The 18,625-nt window shown below is 73.1% G+C and carries 15 protein-coding genes; 12 read left to right on the plus strand and 3 right to left on the minus strand.

Annotated features, from left to right (window positions below):
* Window positions 1-4 precede the first annotated feature (4 nt).
* On the plus strand, window positions 5-835 hold the full coding sequence (locus ACIQ8J_RS03780) for an SRPBCC family protein (RefSeq protein ID WP_403264392.1): 831 nt from the start codon (window positions 5-7) through the stop codon (window positions 833-835).
* Entirely contained in the window at window positions 832-2,091 is a 1,260-nt protein-coding gene (locus ACIQ8J_RS03785; RefSeq protein WP_403264394.1) for an FAD-dependent monooxygenase, read from the plus strand. Before ACIQ8J_RS03780 ends, ACIQ8J_RS03785 begins: the two co-directional genes overlap by 4 nt.
* Before the next feature lie 73 nt (window positions 2,092-2,164).
* Here the strand turns inward: ACIQ8J_RS03785 and ACIQ8J_RS03790 are convergent, their stop codons facing one another.
* The 3 genes from ACIQ8J_RS03790 to ACIQ8J_RS03800 are packed head-to-tail and all read right to left on the minus strand — an operon-like array spanning window position 2,165 to window position 4,735.
* A complete protein-coding gene (locus ACIQ8J_RS03790) occupies window positions 2,165-2,836 on the minus strand; it encodes an antibiotic biosynthesis monooxygenase (protein WP_403264396.1) in 672 nt (223 codons plus the stop codon).
* A 35-nt stretch (window positions 2,837-2,871) separates the two neighbouring features.
* Window positions 2,872-3,633, minus strand: a complete 762-nt coding sequence (locus tag ACIQ8J_RS03795; RefSeq protein ID WP_403264398.1) for an NAD-dependent epimerase/dehydratase family protein — start codon at window positions 3,631-3,633, stop codon at window positions 2,872-2,874.
* Between the two features lie 34 nt (window positions 3,634-3,667).
* Complete coding sequence (locus ACIQ8J_RS03800) at window positions 3,668-4,735, minus strand: ketoacyl-ACP synthase III family protein (RefSeq protein WP_403264400.1); 1,068 nt, start codon at window positions 4,733-4,735, stop codon at window positions 3,668-3,670.
* A 180-nt stretch (window positions 4,736-4,915) separates the two neighbouring features.
* Between ACIQ8J_RS03800 and ACIQ8J_RS03805 the strand changes: the two genes are divergently transcribed.
* The 10 genes from ACIQ8J_RS03805 to ACIQ8J_RS03850 all read left to right on the plus strand — a co-directional run bounded on the left by ACIQ8J_RS03805 (window position 4,916) and on the right by ACIQ8J_RS03850 (window position 18,582).
* On the plus strand, window positions 4,916-6,175 hold the full coding sequence (locus ACIQ8J_RS03805) for a glycosyltransferase (protein ID WP_403264402.1): 1,260 nt from the start codon (window positions 4,916-4,918) through the stop codon (window positions 6,173-6,175).
* Window positions 6,160-7,326, plus strand: a complete 1,167-nt coding sequence (locus ACIQ8J_RS03810; protein ID WP_403264403.1) for a nucleotide disphospho-sugar-binding domain-containing protein — start codon at window positions 6,160-6,162, stop codon at window positions 7,324-7,326. The genes ACIQ8J_RS03805 and ACIQ8J_RS03810 overlap by 16 nt, the downstream gene beginning before the upstream one ends.
* 43 nt (window positions 7,327-7,369) lie before the next feature.
* Entirely contained in the window at window positions 7,370-8,302 is a 933-nt protein-coding gene (locus ACIQ8J_RS03815; protein WP_403264405.1) for an ABC transporter ATP-binding protein, read from the plus strand.
* A complete protein-coding gene (locus tag ACIQ8J_RS03820; RefSeq protein WP_403264407.1) occupies window positions 8,302-9,015 on the plus strand; it encodes an ABC transporter permease in 714 nt (237 codons plus the stop codon). Before ACIQ8J_RS03815 ends, ACIQ8J_RS03820 begins: the two co-directional genes overlap by 1 nt.
* 150 nt (window positions 9,016-9,165) lie before the next feature.
* Window positions 9,166-10,368, plus strand: coding sequence for a nucleotide disphospho-sugar-binding domain-containing protein (locus ACIQ8J_RS03825; RefSeq protein WP_403264409.1), 1,203 nt, complete (start codon window positions 9,166-9,168; stop codon window positions 10,366-10,368).
* Entirely contained in the window at window positions 10,365-13,517 is a 3,153-nt protein-coding gene (locus ACIQ8J_RS03830) for an AMP-binding protein (protein WP_403264411.1), read from the plus strand. Before ACIQ8J_RS03825 ends, ACIQ8J_RS03830 begins: the two co-directional genes overlap by 4 nt.
* Complete coding sequence (locus ACIQ8J_RS03835) at window positions 13,505-14,671, plus strand: nucleotide disphospho-sugar-binding domain-containing protein (RefSeq protein ID WP_403264413.1); 1,167 nt, start codon at window positions 13,505-13,507, stop codon at window positions 14,669-14,671. The genes ACIQ8J_RS03830 and ACIQ8J_RS03835 overlap by 13 nt, the downstream gene beginning before the upstream one ends.
* Entirely contained in the window at window positions 14,659-15,831 is a 1,173-nt protein-coding gene (locus ACIQ8J_RS03840; protein WP_403264415.1) for a nucleotide disphospho-sugar-binding domain-containing protein, read from the plus strand. The genes ACIQ8J_RS03835 and ACIQ8J_RS03840 overlap by 13 nt, the downstream gene beginning before the upstream one ends.
* Window positions 15,828-17,528 (plus strand): MFS transporter, encoded by a 1,701-nt coding sequence (locus ACIQ8J_RS03845; RefSeq protein WP_403264416.1) that lies wholly within the window; start codon window positions 15,828-15,830, stop codon window positions 17,526-17,528. Before ACIQ8J_RS03840 ends, ACIQ8J_RS03845 begins: the two co-directional genes overlap by 4 nt.
* Window positions 17,416-18,582 (plus strand): nucleotide disphospho-sugar-binding domain-containing protein, encoded by a 1,167-nt coding sequence (locus ACIQ8J_RS03850; protein ID WP_403264418.1) that lies wholly within the window; start codon window positions 17,416-17,418, stop codon window positions 18,580-18,582. The genes ACIQ8J_RS03845 and ACIQ8J_RS03850 overlap by 113 nt, the downstream gene beginning before the upstream one ends.
* Window positions 18,583-18,625: the final 43 nt, after the last annotated feature.

The raw sequence follows: 18,625 nt of genomic DNA on the forward strand, positions 1-18,625 counted from the left end.
CGCCGTGACCACTTCCACAACCGACCGGGAGATCCACCGCACCCGCGCCGGAATCGACATCGACGCTCCCGCGGACTCGGTCTACCGGGCACTGACGGACGTCGCCGACTGGCCGCTGCTCTACCCCTGGATCGCGCACACCGAGCTCGTCTCCCAGGACGGCCAGGACGACGAGGTGAAGTTCTGGGCGGTGCGCCCGGGACCCGAGGGCGGTCTGCGCATCTGGACCTCCCGGCGCACCCTGGACCCGGTGGCGCTGCGCATGGACTTCGTCCAGCAGGGCTCGGTGGGCCCGATCAAGGAGCTCGGCGGCACCTGGGACTTCCTGCCCCGACCCGACGGCGGCTGCCGGGTGGTGTCCGGGCACTGGTTCACCACCGACGCCGACCCGCAGGAGACGGCCGGCGAGCTCGACCGGCACGGCGGGCTCCAGATGCGCACCCTCAAGTCCAAGACGGAGCAGCCCGGTTCACTCACCTCGGACGTGATCCGGGTCGAGGACAGCGCGGTGCTGCCCGGCTCGGTCGCCTCGGTGCACGCCCGGCTCCTGGCCGCGCTGCCACAGCGCGACGGCGACGAGAGCGCCTGGTTCGGCAGTCAGGACGGCACCCCGGCCGTGCAGATCGAGCACGCCGGGCACACCCTCGTGCAGAAGCCGCTCACCGCGCCCGCTCCGGCCGACCTGTACCGGCGGCGGTGGCGGCTGACCGAAGTGCCGGGCGGGGTCCTGGTGACGGCGGACGTGCTCGCGGCGGCGGCCACCGGACGCGACCGGGTGCTCGAACTGGCCACCGCGGACGTGCGGTCGGCGCTCGCGTCGGCCGGGCAGCGATGACCGCGGCCGCCGAGGAGGACCGCGGCGGGGCCCGCGCCGACGAGGAGCACCGCAGTGACGTGTGCATCGTCGGGGCGGGCCCCGCCGGTCTCACCCTGGCGCTGCTCCTGCTGAAGTCCGGGGTGCGGGTGACCGTGGTGGAGCGTTCGCGCTCGCACCAGCGGGAGTTCCGCGGCGAGATCCTCCAGCCGGGCGCGATGACGGTCCTGGACCGGCTCGGGGTGCTCGCCGGGGCCCGCGCGCGCGGCTGCCACGAGCACTCCCGCTTCCGGCTCGTGGAGCAGGACCGGGTGCTGCTCGACATCGACTACCGCGCCCTGCCCGCCCCGTACGACCACCTGCTGTCCATCCCCCAGTCCCATCTGCTGACCGAACTCCTGCTGCACTGTGCGGAGTTCACCGACTTCGAGTACGTGGACGGCTGCCGCGTCAACGCGCTGCTTCGCGACGAGCGGGGCCGGATCACCGGGGTCGCCGCCGACGGGCACACCTTCCACAGCAAGGTCGTGGTCGGCGCCGACGGACGGTTCTCCAAGGTGCGCCGGCTGGCCGGGATCGAGGCGGGCCGCAGCGAGGCCTTCGACCAGGACGTGCTCTGGTTCAAGCTGACCAGCGACGAGCCCGAAGTCGCCCATGACGTACGGGTGTTCAGGAGTGCAGGGACCAGTCCGGTGCTCGCGTACGGGTCCTGGCCCAACCGGATCCAGGTCGGCTGGACCCTGCCGCACCAGGGCTACAAGGCCGTGGTCGCGCAGGGTCTGGACCACGTCAAGGAGCAGCTGGCGAGGGCGGTGCCCGCCTATGCGGACCTGATCGCCGAGCAGATCACCTCGCTGCGCGATCTCAGCCTGCTGGACGTGTTCTCCGGCCGCGCCGAACGCTGGGCCGTCGACGGCCTGGTCCTGATCGGCGACGCGGCGCACACCCACAGCCCGATCGGCGCGCAGGGCATCAACCTGTCCGTGCAGGACGCGGTGGTGCTGCACCCGCTGCTCGTGGAGTCGGTCGGGCGGGGCGACGCGAGCGCGGCGCTGCTGTCCCGTTTCGAGCAGCGGCGGGCCCCGGACATCGCGACGATGATGCGGCTCCAGGGCATCCAGTCCAAGGCGATGCTGTCGACCGGCACCTTCGCGACGCGGGTGCGCCCGAAGCTGGCGGCCGTCGTCAAGCACACGCCGCTCTACCGCAAGGTGCTGCGCACCATCGCGTTCGGCAACCCGTCGATCGAGGTGGCCGAGGAGCTCTTCGCGCGCTGAGCGCGTACGGCGCGTACGACACGAAAGGCGGGCCGGGTCTTCAAGACCCGGCCCGCCTTTCGTGTGCGGTGGTTCAGCCGGCCAGGGCCTCCGTGCGGGCCGAGTCGACGACCGCCTTGTAGAGGCCGCCCTTGACCTCGGCGTGCACGGCCATGGTCTGGGCGTCCGCGGCCATCTCCGGGCTGCGCAGGACCGGCAGGTAGGACTGCGGGCCGCTCCACCAGCCGATGTTGACGTAGGCGCCGGTCTCGCGGTTGGAGTGCACCAGCTGGTGGCCGAGGAAGCCGTCGTGGCTCTTGACGAAGGCGAGGTGGCCGAGGAAGGAGGCCTCGAAGGCCTGCTGGTCGGCGCCCTCGCGCAGGGTGAACGTGGTCAGCGCGACGGCCGCGTCCGCGGACGGCACCGCGAGCTCGCCGAGCCCGTCGGCCGCGCCCTCGCCGGCCAGGACCGGGCCGTGCACGCTGGTGATGGACGCGAGGTAGACGAAGCGGCTGCTCACGGCGGTGAAGAACTGCCAGTCGCCGACCACCGTGCGGTGCGCGTCGGCGTCCCGCCACCAGGTGAGGATGACGAAGTTGTCCGGCTCCTTGATGCCGCGCAGCAGCGCGGTGCGCAGCAGACCGTCCTTGGCGGCGACGGCCTCCTTGTACTTGAGGTACGCCTTCTCGAACTCGGCGCCCTTCGCCTTGTGCTTGTCCTTGAGCACGAAGTGGGCGACGGCGACGACGGGGCTGTTCTCGCTCATGGGTGTGGCCTTCCGATTCTGCGGGGTGGGTGGGGTTACGCGGCGACCGGCTGGTCCGCGTAGGCGTGCACGTACTTGTCGAGGACCCTGCGGTAGTAGTCGGGTCCGAAGCCGAGCCCGTACACCGGCGGCACGAGACGGCAGAGCTTGTCGATGGAGACGGGCTGGGCGCCGGACGCCTCCACATAGGTCTTCTCGGCGCGGGTGCCGAGCAGGCCCTCCATGTGCGTGACGACGTCCTCGATGTGCGGGGCGTGGCCCGACGCGACGTTGACGACATCGCGGGTGCGGCCGTCGACCAGCAGCGTGTGCACGATCTTGATGACGTCCTCGACGTCGATCAGATCGCGCTGCGCGCCGCGGTAGACCTGGAGCCGGCCGCTCACCAACTGCCGTACCAGGGCGGGCAGTAGCTGGTGGGCGGGCTGGTTGAAGCCGACGACGTGCGACAGGCGCAGGATCAGGTATTCGACGTCCGAGGACTTGACGACCGCTTCGAGGGCTAGCTTGTGGCGGCCGTACGGGGTGGCCGGGTAGACCGGTCCGTCCTCGCGGCCGGGCGAGGCGTCCGGCACCGAGTACATTCCGGCGGACGCCGTGGAGAAGAACACCAGCCGTCTGCCGTGCTTCTCGCAGTGCCTGAGCACCTCGTACAGGCGGGCGGACTCCCGGGTGTACTGCTCGGGCGGGATGTCACCGGCGGCCGAGACACCCGCGGCCAGCGCCACCACGTCGGGGTGGTGTTCGCCGATGCCTGCCAGGTGTCCGGCCAGGAAGCCCCTGCCGACTATCTCCATGGGGTGTGCCAACTCCTTGTGGTGGGCGGCCGGTTCAGGCCGCGGCGGGCTCGGCGGCCCAGGCCGGGATCTCCAGGATTTCCAGTACGGCGGTGGTGACGGTGTAGCCCGCTCCGCCGCCGTAGAGCATCACGTGGTCACCGGGCGCCAACGCGCCGGTGAGCAGCAGGTCTTCGAGGCCGGCGGCCCAGTCGCCGGCGCCGATGTGGCCGCTGCGGCGGGCAAACTCCCAGGTGGTGCGGGACTCCTCGACGCCGAGCAGGTGGTGGATCTGGAAGGGGCCCTGGATGCGTCCGGTGGACGGGATGACGACGTACGCGAGGTCGTCGCCGTCCAGGCCCGCGTCGTCCAGGACCGACTGCTTGGCCTCCTGCATGACCTTGCCGAAGCGGATGTTGGTGAGGGTCTCGTCGCTGACGGCCTTGTGGGCGTCGCCGCGTGCGGTGAGGTCGAGCTGCCGCTCGGCGGCGCGCGAGACCGGGCCGAACTCCTCGTCGCCGCGGGCCATCGGTTCCAGGGAGTTGTCGGCGACGGTCGCGGTGGCCACCAGCCGGGCGAAGCCACCCTCGGTGGACAGCACCGTGGCGGTCGCGCCGTCGGCGTAGGCGTTGCCGTGCCGCAGCTGCCAGCGGTTGGCGCCGGGCCCGCCGAAGCGGTCGGCGGTGGTGAGCATGACCGCGCTGCCCCTGCCGTAGCCGGCCTTCAGGTGGGCGGCGGCCAGGTCGAGGCCGCTGATGCCGATGTTGCAGCGCTGCTGCACATCGAGGCCGGGCACCGAGGCGCCGACGGTCCGCTTCGCGATGTAGGACGCGGCCGGCCAGATGTCCAGGCCCTGGAACCAGGTGCTGCCGTGCAGCAGCAGCGAGTACGCGGACTTGTTCAGACCGGAGCGCTCGTGGGCGGTGCGGCCCGCGGCGACGGCCATGTCCGGCGGCGCGGTCCATCCCTCCGCCTCGCTCTCGCGGGCGATCCGCACCGACTCGTACCCGAAGTCGTCGATCCACTCCTGTCCGCACTCCCCGGCCGCGACGGCCTCGGCCACCGGGACGGGCTCCGGCAGCCAGCTGCCGAGCGAGGCGACATAGATCTCGTTCCAGCGCATCCGGCTACTCCCCTGTTCTGCGATTCGGTCGGGTTGGTCGAGTCGATCGGGCATACGGCATGCGCCCAAGGTCGCCACCGGCTCTCGAATAGGACTTGAGTGCGGCACGGGAAATCCCGGCCGGACACCCCCCAGGACCGCTCAAGGGGGATTCGAGTGGGCCCGGTCACGCTCTGGTGCATGACCGACGGGCGGCCCTTGCGGGCCGCCCCGCCCCTCGATCGGAGACCCGCCGTGCGCATCCTGTTCACCGCCCATGCGGGCAAGTCGCATCTGCGCCTGCTGATCCCGCTGGCCCAGGCCGCCGTGCGGGCCGGGCACACCGTCGCCGTCGCCGACGACGAGTCCATGCGGGCGGAGAGCGAGAGCTACGGGCTCGCGTTCTTCCCGGCGGGCCGCGACTGGGCGACCGACCCGTTCTGCGTCGAGGCGATGGCGGTCCCGCTGTTCCAGGGCGACCAGGAGGCCTACGAGGAGGGTCTGGTCGACTGCGTGCTCGGGCCGCCCGCGCTGGCCGCGGCTCGCGACATCCTGGACATCGCCGCCGCCTGGCGGCCCGATCTGATCGTCCGCGAGGGCGAGGAGATGGGCGGCTACCTCGCCGCCGAGGCGCTCGGCATCCCGCACGTCGCGGTGGCCGGCGGCTCCACCCATCTGCTCACCCCCGCCGTCACGCACGAGCGGCTGAACAGGCTGCGGGCCGAACTCGGCCTGCCCGCCGACCCGTTGGACCACACCGCCTACAAGCACCTCCTGGTCAGCTGGGTCTCGGCCCGCTGCACCGGCGACGACCTGGATCCGCGCACGCTGCGCCACTACCGCCAGGCCATCCCGTACCGCAGCGACGACACGGCCCTTGAGTGGCTGGCCGAACTGCCCGAGGACAAGCCGGTGGTGTACGCCTCGATCGGCACGATGGCGCCCTCGATGCCGTGGAAGTCCGACGAGGTGCTGCACGCGGTGATCGCGGCGGTGTCGGCCGCCGACTGCACGGCGCTCGTGTCGATCGGCGTGGGCCGCGACCCCGCGGACTTCGGCCCGGTACCCGGCCATGTGCGCCTGATCACCGAGTGGGTCCCGCAGGGCGTGCTCCTGGAGGCGGCCGACGTGTTCGTCACGCACGGCGGCCACAGCAGCATCCGCGAAGGCCTGCGCAGCGGTACGCCGATGCTCGTCACGCCGATGTACGACGACCAGCCGCACTCGGCGGACCGCGTCGCCGAGATCGGCAGCGGCCTCGGCGTGCCGGGCTACTGGGCGACCGGCGAGAGCGTCGCCGAAGCCCTGGACCGGCTGCTCACCGAGCCGGCGTTCCGGCGCCGGGCGGCGGCCGTGCGGCGCGAGATCCTCGCCTGCCCGCCGGTCGAGCAGCTCGTCACCGACCTCGAAGAACTCGTCGCCGCGATCGCGGCTCAGGAGGAGACATGCGCGTCCTGGTGACGGCCCTGGTGCCCAGCCACATCGTGCCGATGGTGCCGCTGACCTGGGCGCTGCGGGCCGCCGGACACCAGGTCCTGGTGGCCGGTGACGCCGAGCTCGTGAGGTTCGCGTCCGCCGCCGGACTCGACACCCGCCTGGTGGGCGGCGGCGAGACCCGCCAGCGGCTGACCAGGCCCGGCGCGGTGCAAATGCCCGACCGGGCGGCGATGGACCGCCGCGCGGACTCCGAGTGGGACGCGGTCGGCGACCGCTGGCGCACCCGGCTCGGCGGCTACCTGGACGACCTGGTGAGCCTCGGCCGCGCCTGGGAGCCCGATCTGGTGGTGACCGACCCGGTGGAGTTCGGCGGCCTCGTCGTCGCCGGCGCGCTCGGCGTGCCCGGCGTCATCCACCGCTGGGGCCCCGACGACTTCACCAGCCCGCTGCTGCGCCGGGCGAAGGTCCAACTCCACGATCTGTGCACCGCGTTCGGGGCGGACGGATTCCCCGACCCGGCGCTCGTCATCGACCCGAGCCCGGCCTCGCTGCTGCCCGAGGGCGACAACACCCCCGGCTTCCTGGCGCGTTACGTCCCGTACTGCGGCACCGCCGAACTGCCCGACTGGGCGGTGGCGCGCCCCGACCGGCCAAGAGCCCTGCTGTGCCTGGGCATGTGGCACGGCCGGGTGCTCGCCGAGACCGGCGAACTGCCGCTGGGCTTCAGGCACGTCCTGGACGCCTGCACCGAGCAGGGCCTGGACGTGCTCTTCCCGATCGACGCCCAGTACCACCCGGCGCTGGCCGGGATCCCGTCCTCGGTCAAGGTCGTGGACCGATTCCCGATCGGCCCGGTGATGCGCCACACGGCGCTCGCCGTGCACCACGGCGGCAGCGGGACCAGCATGACGTCCTTCGCCTCGGCGGTGCCGCAGCTGGTGCTGCCCGGCGACAAGCCGTTCCTCCAGACCACCGGCCGGCTCGTCCAGGAGTCCGGAGCCGGGCTCAGCCTCGCCACCGAGGCCGAGCAGCACGACCCCCGGCTCGTCAGGGAGGCCCTCGCCGGTCTCCTCGAAGACGAACGCCACCGCAAGGCCGCGCGGGAGGTCCGCGCGGAGATCGAATGCCTGCCAGGCCCCACGGAACTGGTCCACACCTTGGAAGGGCTGATCTGACATGCGTCCACTCACACAGGAAAGGGAACAGGTGCCACCCCCCATGGCAGAACAGCACGGCCCGCCCGCGGTCGTCTTCAAGGGTGTCGTCAAGACGTACGGAGACGTACGCGCCGTCGACGGGATCGACCTGACGATCGACCGGGGTGAGACCGTCGCCCTGCTCGGCCCCAACGGAGCCGGCAAGTCCACCGCCATCGGCATGCTGCTCGGCCTGTTCCCGCAGGACCGGGGCACCATCGAGGTGTTCGGCAAGACCCCCGAACAGGCCATGCGCGCCGGGCACTTGGGCGCCATGCTCCAGGAGGGGAAGATGATTCCCCGGGTCTCGGTGCGCGAACTCGTGGACTTCGTGCGCGGCACCTACCGCAAGCCGCTGCCGCTCGCCGAGATCCTCCAGCTCGCCGAACTCACCAAGATCGCCGACAAGAAGGTGGACCGGCTCTCCGGCGGCCAGGCCCAGCGGGTGCGCTTCGCGCTCGCGCTGGCCGGCGACCCGGACCTGGTGGTCCTGGACGAGCCGACCGCCGCGCTCGACGTGGAGTCGCGGCGCGAACTGTGGACGGCGATGGGCCGGTACGCGGAGCGCGGCAACACCGTCCTCTTCTCCACGCACTACCTCGAAGAGGCCGACGACAGCGCCGACCGCGTGGTGGTCATCGCCTCCGGGCAGGTCGTCGCCGACGGGACCACCTCGCACATCAAGAGCATGGTGGAGGGCCGCACGGTCAGCTTCGTGGCGCGCGACGGCCGCCGCGACGGCTTCGAACTGCTCCCCGGCGTCAGCTCGGTGGAGTTCCACGGCGGCCGGGTGCACCTGCGCACCACCGACTCCGACCTGACCGTGCACGCGCTGTCCCGCGCGGACGCCTTCACCGACCTGGAGGTCTCGGGCGTCGGCCTGGAGGAGGCCTTCATCGCACTGACCCACCGGGCGCGCCACCGCGAGACCGCTCCGGAAGGACGGACCCACTGATGATCGGCTACATCCGCCTCGAAATCCTGCGGCTGGTCCGCAACGGCGGCTACCTGATGATGAGTCTCGTCATGCCGGTCGGCATGTACGTGACCTTCGCGGGCGGCGGCCCCGACCAGAAGTCGCTCGCCCAGTCCATGGTGGGCGCCGCCGCGTTCGGCGCGCTCGGCGTGGTCATCACCAACGGCACCGGCATCGCCGAGGACCGGGCGCTCGGCTGGCTGCGCCAGCTGCGGCTCACCCCGCTCTCCCCGGTGCAGGTGGTGGTGGCCCGCGGCGCCGTCGCCACCTGCCTGGCGATTCTGCCGATCACCGTGATCGCGCTGATCGGCGTCTTCTACCGGGGCGTCGAACTGGGCGTGGGCACCTGGCTCGCGGTGTTCTTCCTGCTGTGGATCGGCATCGCCCCGCTCGCGATGCTCGGCATCGGCATCGGCTACCTCTTCAAGGCCCAGCTCGCGCAGATCGCCGGCACCGTCTCCTATCTGTCCCTGACGCTGCTGGGCGGGCTGCTCCTGCCGGTCGACAACTTCCCTTCCTGGGCGCAGTCGCTGTCCCGGGCCACCCCGGTCTTCCGGTACGCCCAGCTGTCCTGGAACGCCGCCGACAGCGCGGCGCCCACCCTCGCCGGGGTCGGCGTGCTCATGGTGTGGACGGCGCTGCTCGCCGCCTTCGCCTCGTTCGCCTACCGCAGGGGCGGCCGCCGCGCCTGAGCCGGACACCGCGCGACACCCCGGAAGTGCCCGCAGGGACCCCCTCCCCTGCGGGCACTTCCGCGTTCCTACGTCACGCGAGTGGCATTCGAGCGGCTGCCCCGACCCTTGCCCTGCCAGCGTCCGTACGCGATGGAGTGAGGCGACTGAATGCGCGTGTTGTTCGTGGGTCACGGCCCGGCCCATATCCCCTGGATCATCCCGCTCGCCTGGGCCGGCCGGCTGGCGGGCCACGAGGTGCGGGTGGCGGTGCGGCCCCAGTGCGTGGCGCCGGTGACCCGGGCCGGCCTGGTGGCGGTGCCGGTGGGCGACGACGCCGTCACGGGTGCCGTCGCCGCACGCCAACTGGGCCTGGGACCCGGCCGGTTGAAGGGCGCGGGCGAGTCGGCCGCGGTGCTCGCCCCGGATCTGAGCGAGGCGCTCACGGAGAAGATGATCGCGGTCGCCGACACCCTCACCGACGACCTCGTGGACTTCGCCCGCTTCTGGCGCCCGGACATCGTGGTGCACGACACCGCGGCGGCGGCCGGGCTGGTGGCCGCGGCGGCCGTCAAGGTACCCGCCGTGGGCCACACCTGGGGCGTCTCGCTCGGCGTGCACTGCGAGCGGGAGAGCGAGCTGCGGCCCTCGTACGCGCGGCTCTTCGAGCGGTTCGGCCTCGACCCGGTCGTCGGCCCCTCCGTGTGGATCGACCCGTGCCCGCCGGGCCTGCGCCCGCCGCACGGGGTGCGCCGGGCGGACATGCGGTACGTGCCGTTCGCGGGCCCGGCGGCGGTGCCGGCCTGGCTGCGCGGCGACCGGGACTCCGAGCGGCCCCTGGTGTGCGTGACCGGCGGGGTCACCACCGCCGCCCTCGACGAGGTCCGCGACCACGTGGTGGCGAGCCTGCGCGGCCTCGGCGCGGACGTGGTCCTCGCGGTCACCGCGGCCCAGGCCGAGAACCTGCCCCAACTGCCGGACAACGTAAGGGCGGTTGAGTCCTTCCCGCTCGACGTACTGCTCGCGCACTGCGACGCGCTGGTGCACCACGGCGGGGTGGGCAGCGGCCTGATCGCCGTCACCCACGGGCTGCCGCAGCTGCTGCTCCCGCAGAACGCCTTCCAGGAGCACTGGTCCGATCTGGTGCGCGCCTCCGGCGCCGGCGCGGCGCTGCCCGCCGACGCCGCCGAGGGCGCGGTCGGCGCGGCCGTCCAGGACCTGCTCGCCCGCCCCTCCTACCGGCAGCGGGCCCGCGCCCTGCGGGCCGAGATCGACGCGATGCCGCTGCCCGACCAGCTCGTGGGCTTCCTGGAGGAGTGCGTGAGAGCCGGTCACACCGACGTTCCCACCCCGAAGGAGCCAGGAAGACGATGACCGTTCAACTCCTTGCGCCCGCACCGGGCAGCGAAGCGCCCCGGTTCGCGCGGGGCGAGACGATGCACGCCCTGTTCCAGGACGCGGCCCGCCGCTTCCCCGGGGCAACCGCCGTACGCCACGGTGCGGTTCGGGTCTCCTACCGCGAGCTGGACGCCGCGTCCGACACCCTGGCGGCGCTCCTCCAGGAGCAGGGGGTGCGGCCGGGGCACGCGGTGCCGGTCCTCATGGAGCGCGGCGCCCCGCTGATCGCGGTCCTGGTCGCCCTGTTCAAGTGCGGGGCCGCCTATTCGGTGCTCGACACCCGCTGGCCGGCCGAGCGCCTGGAGGGCCAGATCGGCCTGCTGGCCGCGCCGCTGCTCGTCACCGACGGGCCCGGCCCCTGGTCGGTGCCCGCGTGGGCGCCGCCCGCCGAGGACCTGACCGTCACCGCCGCGCGCGGCCTCACCCCCGCGCCGGTCGCGGTGGGCGGCGGCGACCCGTGCGCGGTGTTCTTCACCTCGGGCACCAGCGGCGCCCCCAAGGGGGTGGTCTCCAGCCACGAGAACGCGGTGCGGCTCTTCGACGGGGAGACCTTCGCCGAGCTCGGCCCCGGCACCGTGATGCCGCAGACCGCCCCGCCGACCTGGGACGGCTTCACCCTGGACTGCTGGAGCATGCTGCTCACCGGCGGCACCACGGTGCTGCTCGACGAGCCGGTCCTGGTGCCCCGCACGCTGCGCGCGCTGATCGCCGAGGACGGGGTGAACGCCGCGTTCATGACGACGCAGCTCTTCAACATGCTGGTCACCACCGACGTGGCCGCCTTCGCGGGCATGAAGTGGCTGGCCATCGGCGGCGAGCGGGCCGCCCCGACCCGCATCCGCCGCTTCCTCGCCGAGCACCCCGCCGTGCGGCTGCTCAATGTGTACGGCCCGGTCGAGTGCGGGGCGATCGTCACCTGTCACGACGTCCGCCCCGAGGACTGCGACGACCCGGCGGGCGTCCCGCTGGGCGCGGAGCTCGCCCACACCGACGTCCTGGTCCTGGACGGCGACCGGGTCTGCGCGCCCGGCGAGACGGGCGAGCTGTGCCTGGGCGGTCCCGGACTCGCGCTCGGCTACCTCGGCAACCCGGAGCTCACGGAGTCGGTCTTCGTGACCGTCGGGGGCCAACGCCTGTACCGTACGGGCGACTTGGGGCACCGCACCGCCGAGGGCGTGCTGCACTACACCGGCCGGGGCGACCGGCAGATCAAGATCCGGGGGCACCGGATCGAGCCCGCCGAGGTGGAGCGGACCGTGGAGCGGGTGGCCTCGGTGACGGGTGCGGCGGTCGTGCCGATGCCCAAGCCGGACGGCTCCTACCACGGCCTCGCCCTCTTCTACACGCGCGCGGACGCCGACGGGCTCGGCCCCGACGAGCTGCGCGAGCGGCTCGCCGCGCTCCTTCCGGAGTATCTGGTGCCACGCCGCGTGCACCTCCTGGACCGCTTCCCGCTCCTGGCCAACGGCAAGCTGGACCGGCGCGAACTCGCCGCGCGGGCCAAGCCCGAGCACGCGTACCGCGACAGCGCGGAGCCCGTTCTCGACGGCACGGCCGCCGTGGTCGCCGAGGCGTTCCGTGCGGTGCTCGACGCCGGTCCGGTACCCATCGACGCCTCGTTCTTCGAGCTCGGCGGCAGTTCGCTGGACGCGGCCCGGCTCTGCCAGCACCTGGACACGGCGCTCGGCGCGGCCGTGCAGCCCTCGCAGATCTTCCGTACGCCGACGGTGGCGCGGCTCGCCCAGTGGCTGGACGCCACCGAGCGCGGCGCCGCGGAGGCGGCCGCCGAGCCGTCGGGCTCCGGCCCCGGCGGGATCGCGCTGCCGCCGCAGCAGGCCGGGTTCCTGTGGGCCGCCGCCCACGACACCACCGGCATCGGCGGGCTCTGCCGGCTGACCTGGTGGCTGACCGGCCCGGTCGACCGGGCCGCCCTCGAACTGGCCGCGGGTGACGTGCAGTTGAGGCATCAGGCGCTGCACGCCCAGTACCTGATCCGCGAGCAGCAGGCCCTGGCCGTGGTGCCGGAGCGTCCGCGCCCGGTGGAGTTCCGCCACCTCCCCGACGCGGACGACGAGTCGGCCGCCGTCGGCCAGTGGCTCGCTGCCGCGTTCACCCCGCTCGACGTCGCCGAGGGCCGGGTGTGGCGGTGCGCCGCCCTGCGCAGCCGGGACACCGGGCGCACCCTGTTCGGTCTGGTGGCCCACCACTGCGCCTTCGACGGCGCGTCCGAGACGGTGCTCACCGCCGACCTGTCCTTCGCCTACGCCGCCCGCGCCGAAGGCCGCGTGCCCCGCTTCCCGGCCCCGGCCGCCACCCTGGCCGAGGTCGCCGCCGACCACCGGCGTGCGCTGTCCCGGGTCGACCTCGCCGCCCAGCGCGCGTTCTGGGAGGACCTGCTGGATGAGCCGGAGCCGCTGCGGCTGCCCGGCCGGACGGACAGCGATCTGACCGCGGGCCCCAAGTACGCCCGTACGCAGCCGGTTCCGCGGGCCGAGCTGGCCCCCTGGGACACCCGGGCGCGGGAACTCGGCACCACCCGGTTCGCGCTGCTCGCCGCCCTGTTCGCGACCGTACTGCGCGAGCTGAGCGGGCAGGGCGACATCACCGTCAAGGTGCCGGTGGCCCGGCGCGGCAGCGGAGTGCTCGCCACGGCGGTCAGCTGCCGCGTCGACCTGATCTACCTGCGTTTTTGGCCGCCGGGTCAGCGGCGGGACGGCGACATGCTGCGCGCCGCGGTGGCGAGCACGGACGCGGCGCTGGCCGCGCAGGAGATCGGCGGCGCGGCCCTGGACCACATCCTGGTGTGGTCCGGCGGCAGCGAGGCGCTGCCCTCGATGCCCACCTTCCTGATGCAGGACGACCCCGACCCCGCTCTCCAACTCCCGTACTGCGCGGCCGAGTTGCTGCGGATCGACAGCCCCGCCATGTCCACCGAGCTGGAGCTCGACGTGCGCGTCGGCGGGGCGGGCGCCGACGTGACCGCCACGGTCCGCACCGACCGGCTGCCCGCGACCGTCGCGGACGCCGTCGTGACCGCCTTCACCGCAGCGGTACGGCGCGGACCGGCGGCCACCGCCGGCGCCTTCGCCTCCGCCCACCCCGAGGACCTCTCATGCGCGTACTGATCCTGAGCACCCCCGAGTCCACCCACTTCACGACGATGGTCCCGCTGGCCTGGGCGCTGCGCGGGGCCGGGCACGAGGTGCTGGTCGCGGGCCAGCCCGACATCGTGCCGACGGCCCGCGCGGCCGGCCTGTGCACGGTCACGGTGGGCCGCGAGTTCCACGCCAGGGACCTGCTGAGTCCGCCGCTGCCGCCCGGCAGGCGACCGATCGAGGTGACGGGCCCCACCACGCCGAAGATGATCGCCATCGGCTCCAAGGTGTGGGTGCTGCACGCCCGCTACATGTTCCCGCGCTATCTGGAGGTGGCCCGCCTCTTCAAACCCGACCTGGTGGTCTCCGAGCAGATGGACTACGCGGCGCTGCTGGTCGGCGGCGTCCTCGGGATCCCGGTGGTCTCGCACCGCTGGGGCATCGACCCGCTGAGCCCGCTGATGCAGGAGACCGCCGCGGACTTCCTCCGGGGCACCTGCGACCGCTACGGCATCGAGGGCGGCCTCCCGCTGCCCGACGTGGTGCTCGACCCGGCGCCGCCGGAGCTGCTCTACCCGGGCACCCCGAAGGCGACCCCGATCCGGCACGTCCCGTACAACGGAACCGGCCCGGTCCCCGAGCGGCTGCGCGGGCCCGGGGACAAGCCCCGGGTCGTCGTGTCCATGGGGCGCCAGACCATCGCGCTCGGCGGGCTCCCGATGTTCCGCACGATGATCGAGGCGCTCGGCGAACTCCCGCACATCGAGGCCGTGTTCACGGTCCAGGACGAGTACATCGAGCCCCTGGGTCCGGCCCCGTCGAATGTGTGGCTGACCCCGCCGGTGCCGCTCAACGGCTTCCTCGGCACCTGTGCGGCGATCGTGCACCACGGCGGCGCCAACACCCTGATGACGGCCACCGGAGCCGGTGTGCCGCAGCTGGTCCTGCCGCAGCTGGCCGACCAGTTCGCGGGCGGCGAGCTGCTCGCCGCCACCGATGCCGCCATCTCGCTCGGCACCGCCGACGAACAGAACGACCCGGCGACCGTCGCCGATGCCCTGAGCACCCTGCTCGACGGCGAGCGCTTCGTGAAGGGCGCCGCCGAGCTGGCGCGTTCCGTCGCCGCCATGCCGAGCCCCGCCGCCGTCGTCCGCGACCTGGAGAACCTGCGATGCGCGTCCTAGTCATCAGCACCCCCGTCGAGAACCACTTCCTGCCGCTGCTCCCGCTGATCCGGGCCCTGGCCGACGCCGGGCACGAGATCCTGGTGACCGGCCAGCCCGATGTCACCGGGCCCGCCGAGGCGGCCGGCCTCGCCACGGTCACCTTCGGCGAGGCCTTCCACTCCGAGGACCTGCGCGGCGGCAAGCGGCCCGCCGGTCTTCGGCCCATCGAGGTGTCCGGCCGCCCGGACCGGCAGCAGATCGGCGGGGTCGCCCAGGTGTGGCGCAACCACGTGCCGTACTTCCTGCCGGACTATCTGGAGCTCGCCCGCGAGTGGCGGGCCGATCTGGTGCTCTCCGAGCACATGGAGTTCGCCGGGTCGGTCATCGGCGCGGTCCTCGGCATCCCGTCCGTGCAGCAGCGCTGGGGTGTCAACCCGACCGCCCCCGCGATGCTCGGTTTCGTCCGCCTCTACCAGGAGCCGCTGTGCACCCGGCTCGGCCTGGACTCGGTGCCGGTGCCCGATCTGCTGCTCGACCCGGCGCCGCCCGCCCTCGCCGACACCGAGGCCCCGGCCGCGCGCCCGGTCCGCCCGGTCCCGCACGCGGAGCCCGGCACCCCGTGGGCGTACCGCACCCCGCCGGGGCGGCGGGTGGCCGTCGCGCTCGGCGGGCACACCCTGGAGCTCGGCGGCGCGCGTCTGCTGCGCCGGGTCGTGGACGTGCTCGCGCGGGCCGGCGGCATCGAGGCCGTCGTGTCGGCCGCGCCGCGGCACCGCGAGGCGATCGGCGCGCTGCCCGAGGGCATGACGTACACCGACCTGACCGCGCCCGGCCTGCTCTTCCCGGGCAGCGACCTGGTGGTGCACCACGGCGGCGCCGGATCCACCCTGGGGGCCGCGGCCCTCGGCATTCCGCAGCTGGTGCTCCCCCAGCTCGGCGACGCGTTCGTCGCGGGCGACCGGATCGCGGCGGCGGGGGCCGGTATCACGCTGGACTCGGCTGAACTCCAGAACGACGAGGGCCGGTTGGCCGCCGCCGTCACCACGCTCCTCGACGAGCCCGGCCACCGCGCGGACGCGGCAGTCGTACGCGAGCAGATCGAGGCCATGCCGTCGGTGGCCGAAGTGGTCGGCCAACTTGAGCAGTTGACTGCACGTCAGGAGGTGGCGGCCGCATGAGCGCCGAAGTCGCTGCCCAGTCCGGCGTCAAGGAAGGGAAGAAGCCCCATCCGCACGGGATGAGCGACCTCCAGGTCCTGGTCTTCATCGTGTGCGCGATGGCGACCATGACGCTGGCCCTGCTCGACGGCTCGATCGTCTCCTCGGCGGTGCTGCCGATCGTGCGCGACCTCGACCCGGCGCACGGCATCGACCGCTTCCCCTGGCTGATCACCGCGTATCTGCTCGCCGCGACGGCCGCCCAGCCGCTGTACGGCAGGCTCAGCGACAGCTACGGGCCGCGCCGGATCTACCTCGCGGCGCTCGCCACGTTCCTGGCGGGCTCCGCGCTGTGCGCGACCGCGCACACCCTGACCCAGCTCATCCTGTTCCGCGCGGTGCAGGGGCTCGGCGGCGGCGGCCTGATGAGCATGACGCTGATCGTGATCGCCACCCTGTACCCGCCCAAGTCCCGGGCCGGGCGCTCCAACGCGGGCGGCGCGCTCATCGCGGCCGGCATCATCGCCGGGCCCATGATCGGCGGGCCCATCAGCGAGAGCCTGTCCTGGCGCTGGATCTTCCTGCTCAACGTGCCGCTCGCCGGGCTCGCGCTCGCCGGGGTGACCTGGGCGCTGCGGCTCCCGGTGCGCGGCACCCGGCAGCCGGTCGACATCTTCGGCTCGGTCCTCGTCGCCTCCGCCACCTGCGCGCTGCTGCTCGGCGTCAAGACGTTCGGCGACCAGCAGTCGTTCTCGGGCCCCGTGGTGCCGTACTTCTACGGCGGCCTGATGATGTTCGTGTTCTTCGCGGTACGCCAGTTGAAGGCGGCCGACCCTTTGATGCCGCTCACGCTGTTCAAGGACAACGTGTTCCGGTCGGCCGCGATCCTCCAGTTCGTGGGCGGGTTCGCGCTGCTCTCGCTGCCGGTGTTCCTCATCAACTACCTGAACATCGTGCGGGGCGTGAGCCTCGAAGCGGTCGGGCTGCATCTGATCCCGCTCGCCGTGGGCGTGGTCGTGGTCTTCCTCGCCTGGGGGAAGATCATCACCCGGACCGGGAAGTGCAAGGCGGTCCTGGTCGCCACCACCGCCACGGCGACGGCGGCGGCCGCCGGCCTCGGCCTGACCGTGGCCGACGCCGCCGACTGGCAGCTCGACGGCCTGCTCCTGCTGCTCGGCGTGGGCCTGGGCGGCGTCACCCAGATCGCCCTGTTCATGACCCAATCGGCAGCGCCCACCGACCAGTTGGGCGTGGTCACCACCACCTCGCGGTTCGCCACCATGCTGGGCACCACCATCGGCGGCACCGTGCTCGGCGCGATCCTGAGCACGCGCTTCGCCTCGGCCGCCGGGGCCTCGGGCGTCCAGGACCCCGACGCCGCCGCGGCCCGGCTCGCCGGGCTCGCCCCGGCCCGCCGCCATCTGGTGACGGACGCGTTCGCGCACGCCACCTCGACGCTGTTCCTGACCGCGGCCGGGCTGCTGCTGCTCGCGCTCCTGACCGCGCTGCTCATGAAGGACGTGGACGTGAACGCCTCGTCCGCCGACGATCCCGCCGACGTATCCGCCGATGAGGCCGCCCCAGAGTCCGAGGAGGACGAAGAAGATGCGCGTACTGATGCTGAGCACCCCCTTCCCCACCCACTTCACCCCCATGGTGCCGCTGGCCTGGGCGCTGATGGGAGCGGGTCACGAGGTGAAGGTCGCCGCGCAGCCTGACGTCACCGACGCGGCCCGCGCCGCCGGGATCGCGGCCGTCGACATCGGCGACCGCTTCCACGGCCTCGACGTCCTCCAGCGCCATCTCCCGGCCGGGATACGCCCGTTGGAGCTGATGGGGCCGACCCCGCCGGAGAAGATGGCGGGCGCGACCAAGCTGTGGGAGACCCACGCCCGCTATCTGCTCAGCTCCTACCTGGAGTTCGCGCGCGACTGGAAACCCGATCTGATCGTCTCGGAGCAGATGGAGCTGGCGGGACAGCTCGTCGCGGGCGCGCTCGGCATCCCGTCCGTCCAGCACCGCTGGGGCGTCGACCCGCTGAGCGGCCCCTCGCGCGCCTCGGCCCGCAACTTCCTGCACGGGACCGCCGGGCGGCTCGGGCTCGACGGCCTGCCCGACCCCGATCTGCTGCTCGACCCATGCCCGCCGGCGCTGCACCACCCGAGCGCGGCGCCCGGCGCGCCGATCGGCTACGTCCCGTTCAACGGCACCGGCACCGCGCCCGCATGGCTGCGGGCGCCGGCCGCCGACGGGGTGCGCCGGGTCGTGGTGTGCCTGGGCCGCCAGACGCTGGTGCTCAACGGCAGCGGCCTGTACCGCTCGATCATCGCGGCCTTCGACGGCCTCGGCGACGTCGAAGCGGTGGTGACGGCCGACGCCGCCTTCCACGAGGGGTTCGGCCAACTCCCGGACAACGTACGGGTGGTGGAGCCGGTGCCGCTCAACATGATCCTGCGCGAGTGCGCCGCGGTGATCCACCACGGGGGCGCGAACACCACGCTCACCTCGTGCTCCTTCGGGCTTCCTCAGGTCGTGCTCCCGCAGATCGTGGACCAGTTCGCCTCGGCCGAGCTGCTCGCCGCGGCCGGCGCGGCCCGGGTGCTCGGCGAGGCGGCCCCGCAGAACGATCCGGTCCAGGTGCGCGAGGCCATCAGGGACGTCCTGGACGACGCCCGCCACCTCAAGTGCGCGCAGGAGCTGCGCGCCGACATGGCGGAGATGCCGAGCCCGGCCCGCGTTGTCGAGGACCTGGAGCGACTGGCCGCCGCCTGAGCCCAACTGCCTCATGGACAAGGGCCCTTGCCTGACGCAAGGG

Source organism: Streptomyces sp. NPDC094147 (assembly GCF_044764265.1).
In the GTDB taxonomy this organism is placed as follows: Bacteria; Actinomycetota; Actinomycetes; order Streptomycetales; family Streptomycetaceae; genus Streptomyces.

Bases quoted from the DNA above. Each gene is read 5' to 3' on its own strand.
- ACIQ8J_RS03825 (WP_403264409.1), top strand. From the start codon at position 9,166: ATGCGCGTGTTGTTCGTGGGTCACGGCCCGGCCCATATCCCCTGGATC.
- ACIQ8J_RS03830 (WP_403264411.1), top strand. From the start codon at position 10,365: ATGACCGTTCAACTCCTTGCGCCCGCACCGGGCAGCGAAGCGCCCCGG.
- ACIQ8J_RS03795 (WP_403264398.1), bottom strand. From the start codon at position 3,633: ATGGAGATAGTCGGCAGGGGCTTCCTGGCCGGACACCTGGCAGGCATC.
- ACIQ8J_RS03845 (WP_403264416.1), top strand. From the start codon at position 15,828: ATGAGCGCCGAAGTCGCTGCCCAGTCCGGCGTCAAGGAAGGGAAGAAG.
- ACIQ8J_RS03850 (WP_403264418.1), top strand. From the start codon at position 17,416: ATGCGCGTACTGATGCTGAGCACCCCCTTCCCCACCCACTTCACCCCC.
- ACIQ8J_RS03805 (WP_403264402.1), top strand. From the start codon at position 4,916: ATGACCGACGGGCGGCCCTTGCGGGCCGCCCCGCCCCTCGATCGGAGA.
- ACIQ8J_RS03840 (WP_403264415.1), top strand. From the start codon at position 14,659: ATGCGCGTCCTAGTCATCAGCACCCCCGTCGAGAACCACTTCCTGCCG.
- ACIQ8J_RS03820 (WP_403264407.1), top strand. From the start codon at position 8,302: ATGATCGGCTACATCCGCCTCGAAATCCTGCGGCTGGTCCGCAACGGC.
- ACIQ8J_RS03835 (WP_403264413.1), top strand. From the start codon at position 13,505: ATGCGCGTACTGATCCTGAGCACCCCCGAGTCCACCCACTTCACGACG.
- ACIQ8J_RS03790 (WP_403264396.1), bottom strand. From the start codon at position 2,836: ATGAGCGAGAACAGCCCCGTCGTCGCCGTCGCCCACTTCGTGCTCAAG.
- ACIQ8J_RS03800 (WP_403264400.1), bottom strand. From the start codon at position 4,735: ATGCGCTGGAACGAGATCTATGTCGCCTCGCTCGGCAGCTGGCTGCCG.
- ACIQ8J_RS03785 (WP_403264394.1), top strand. From the start codon at position 832: ATGACCGCGGCCGCCGAGGAGGACCGCGGCGGGGCCCGCGCCGACGAG.
- ACIQ8J_RS03810 (WP_403264403.1), top strand. From the start codon at position 6,160: ATGCGCGTCCTGGTGACGGCCCTGGTGCCCAGCCACATCGTGCCGATG.
- ACIQ8J_RS03815 (WP_403264405.1), top strand. From the start codon at position 7,370: ATGGCAGAACAGCACGGCCCGCCCGCGGTCGTCTTCAAGGGTGTCGTC.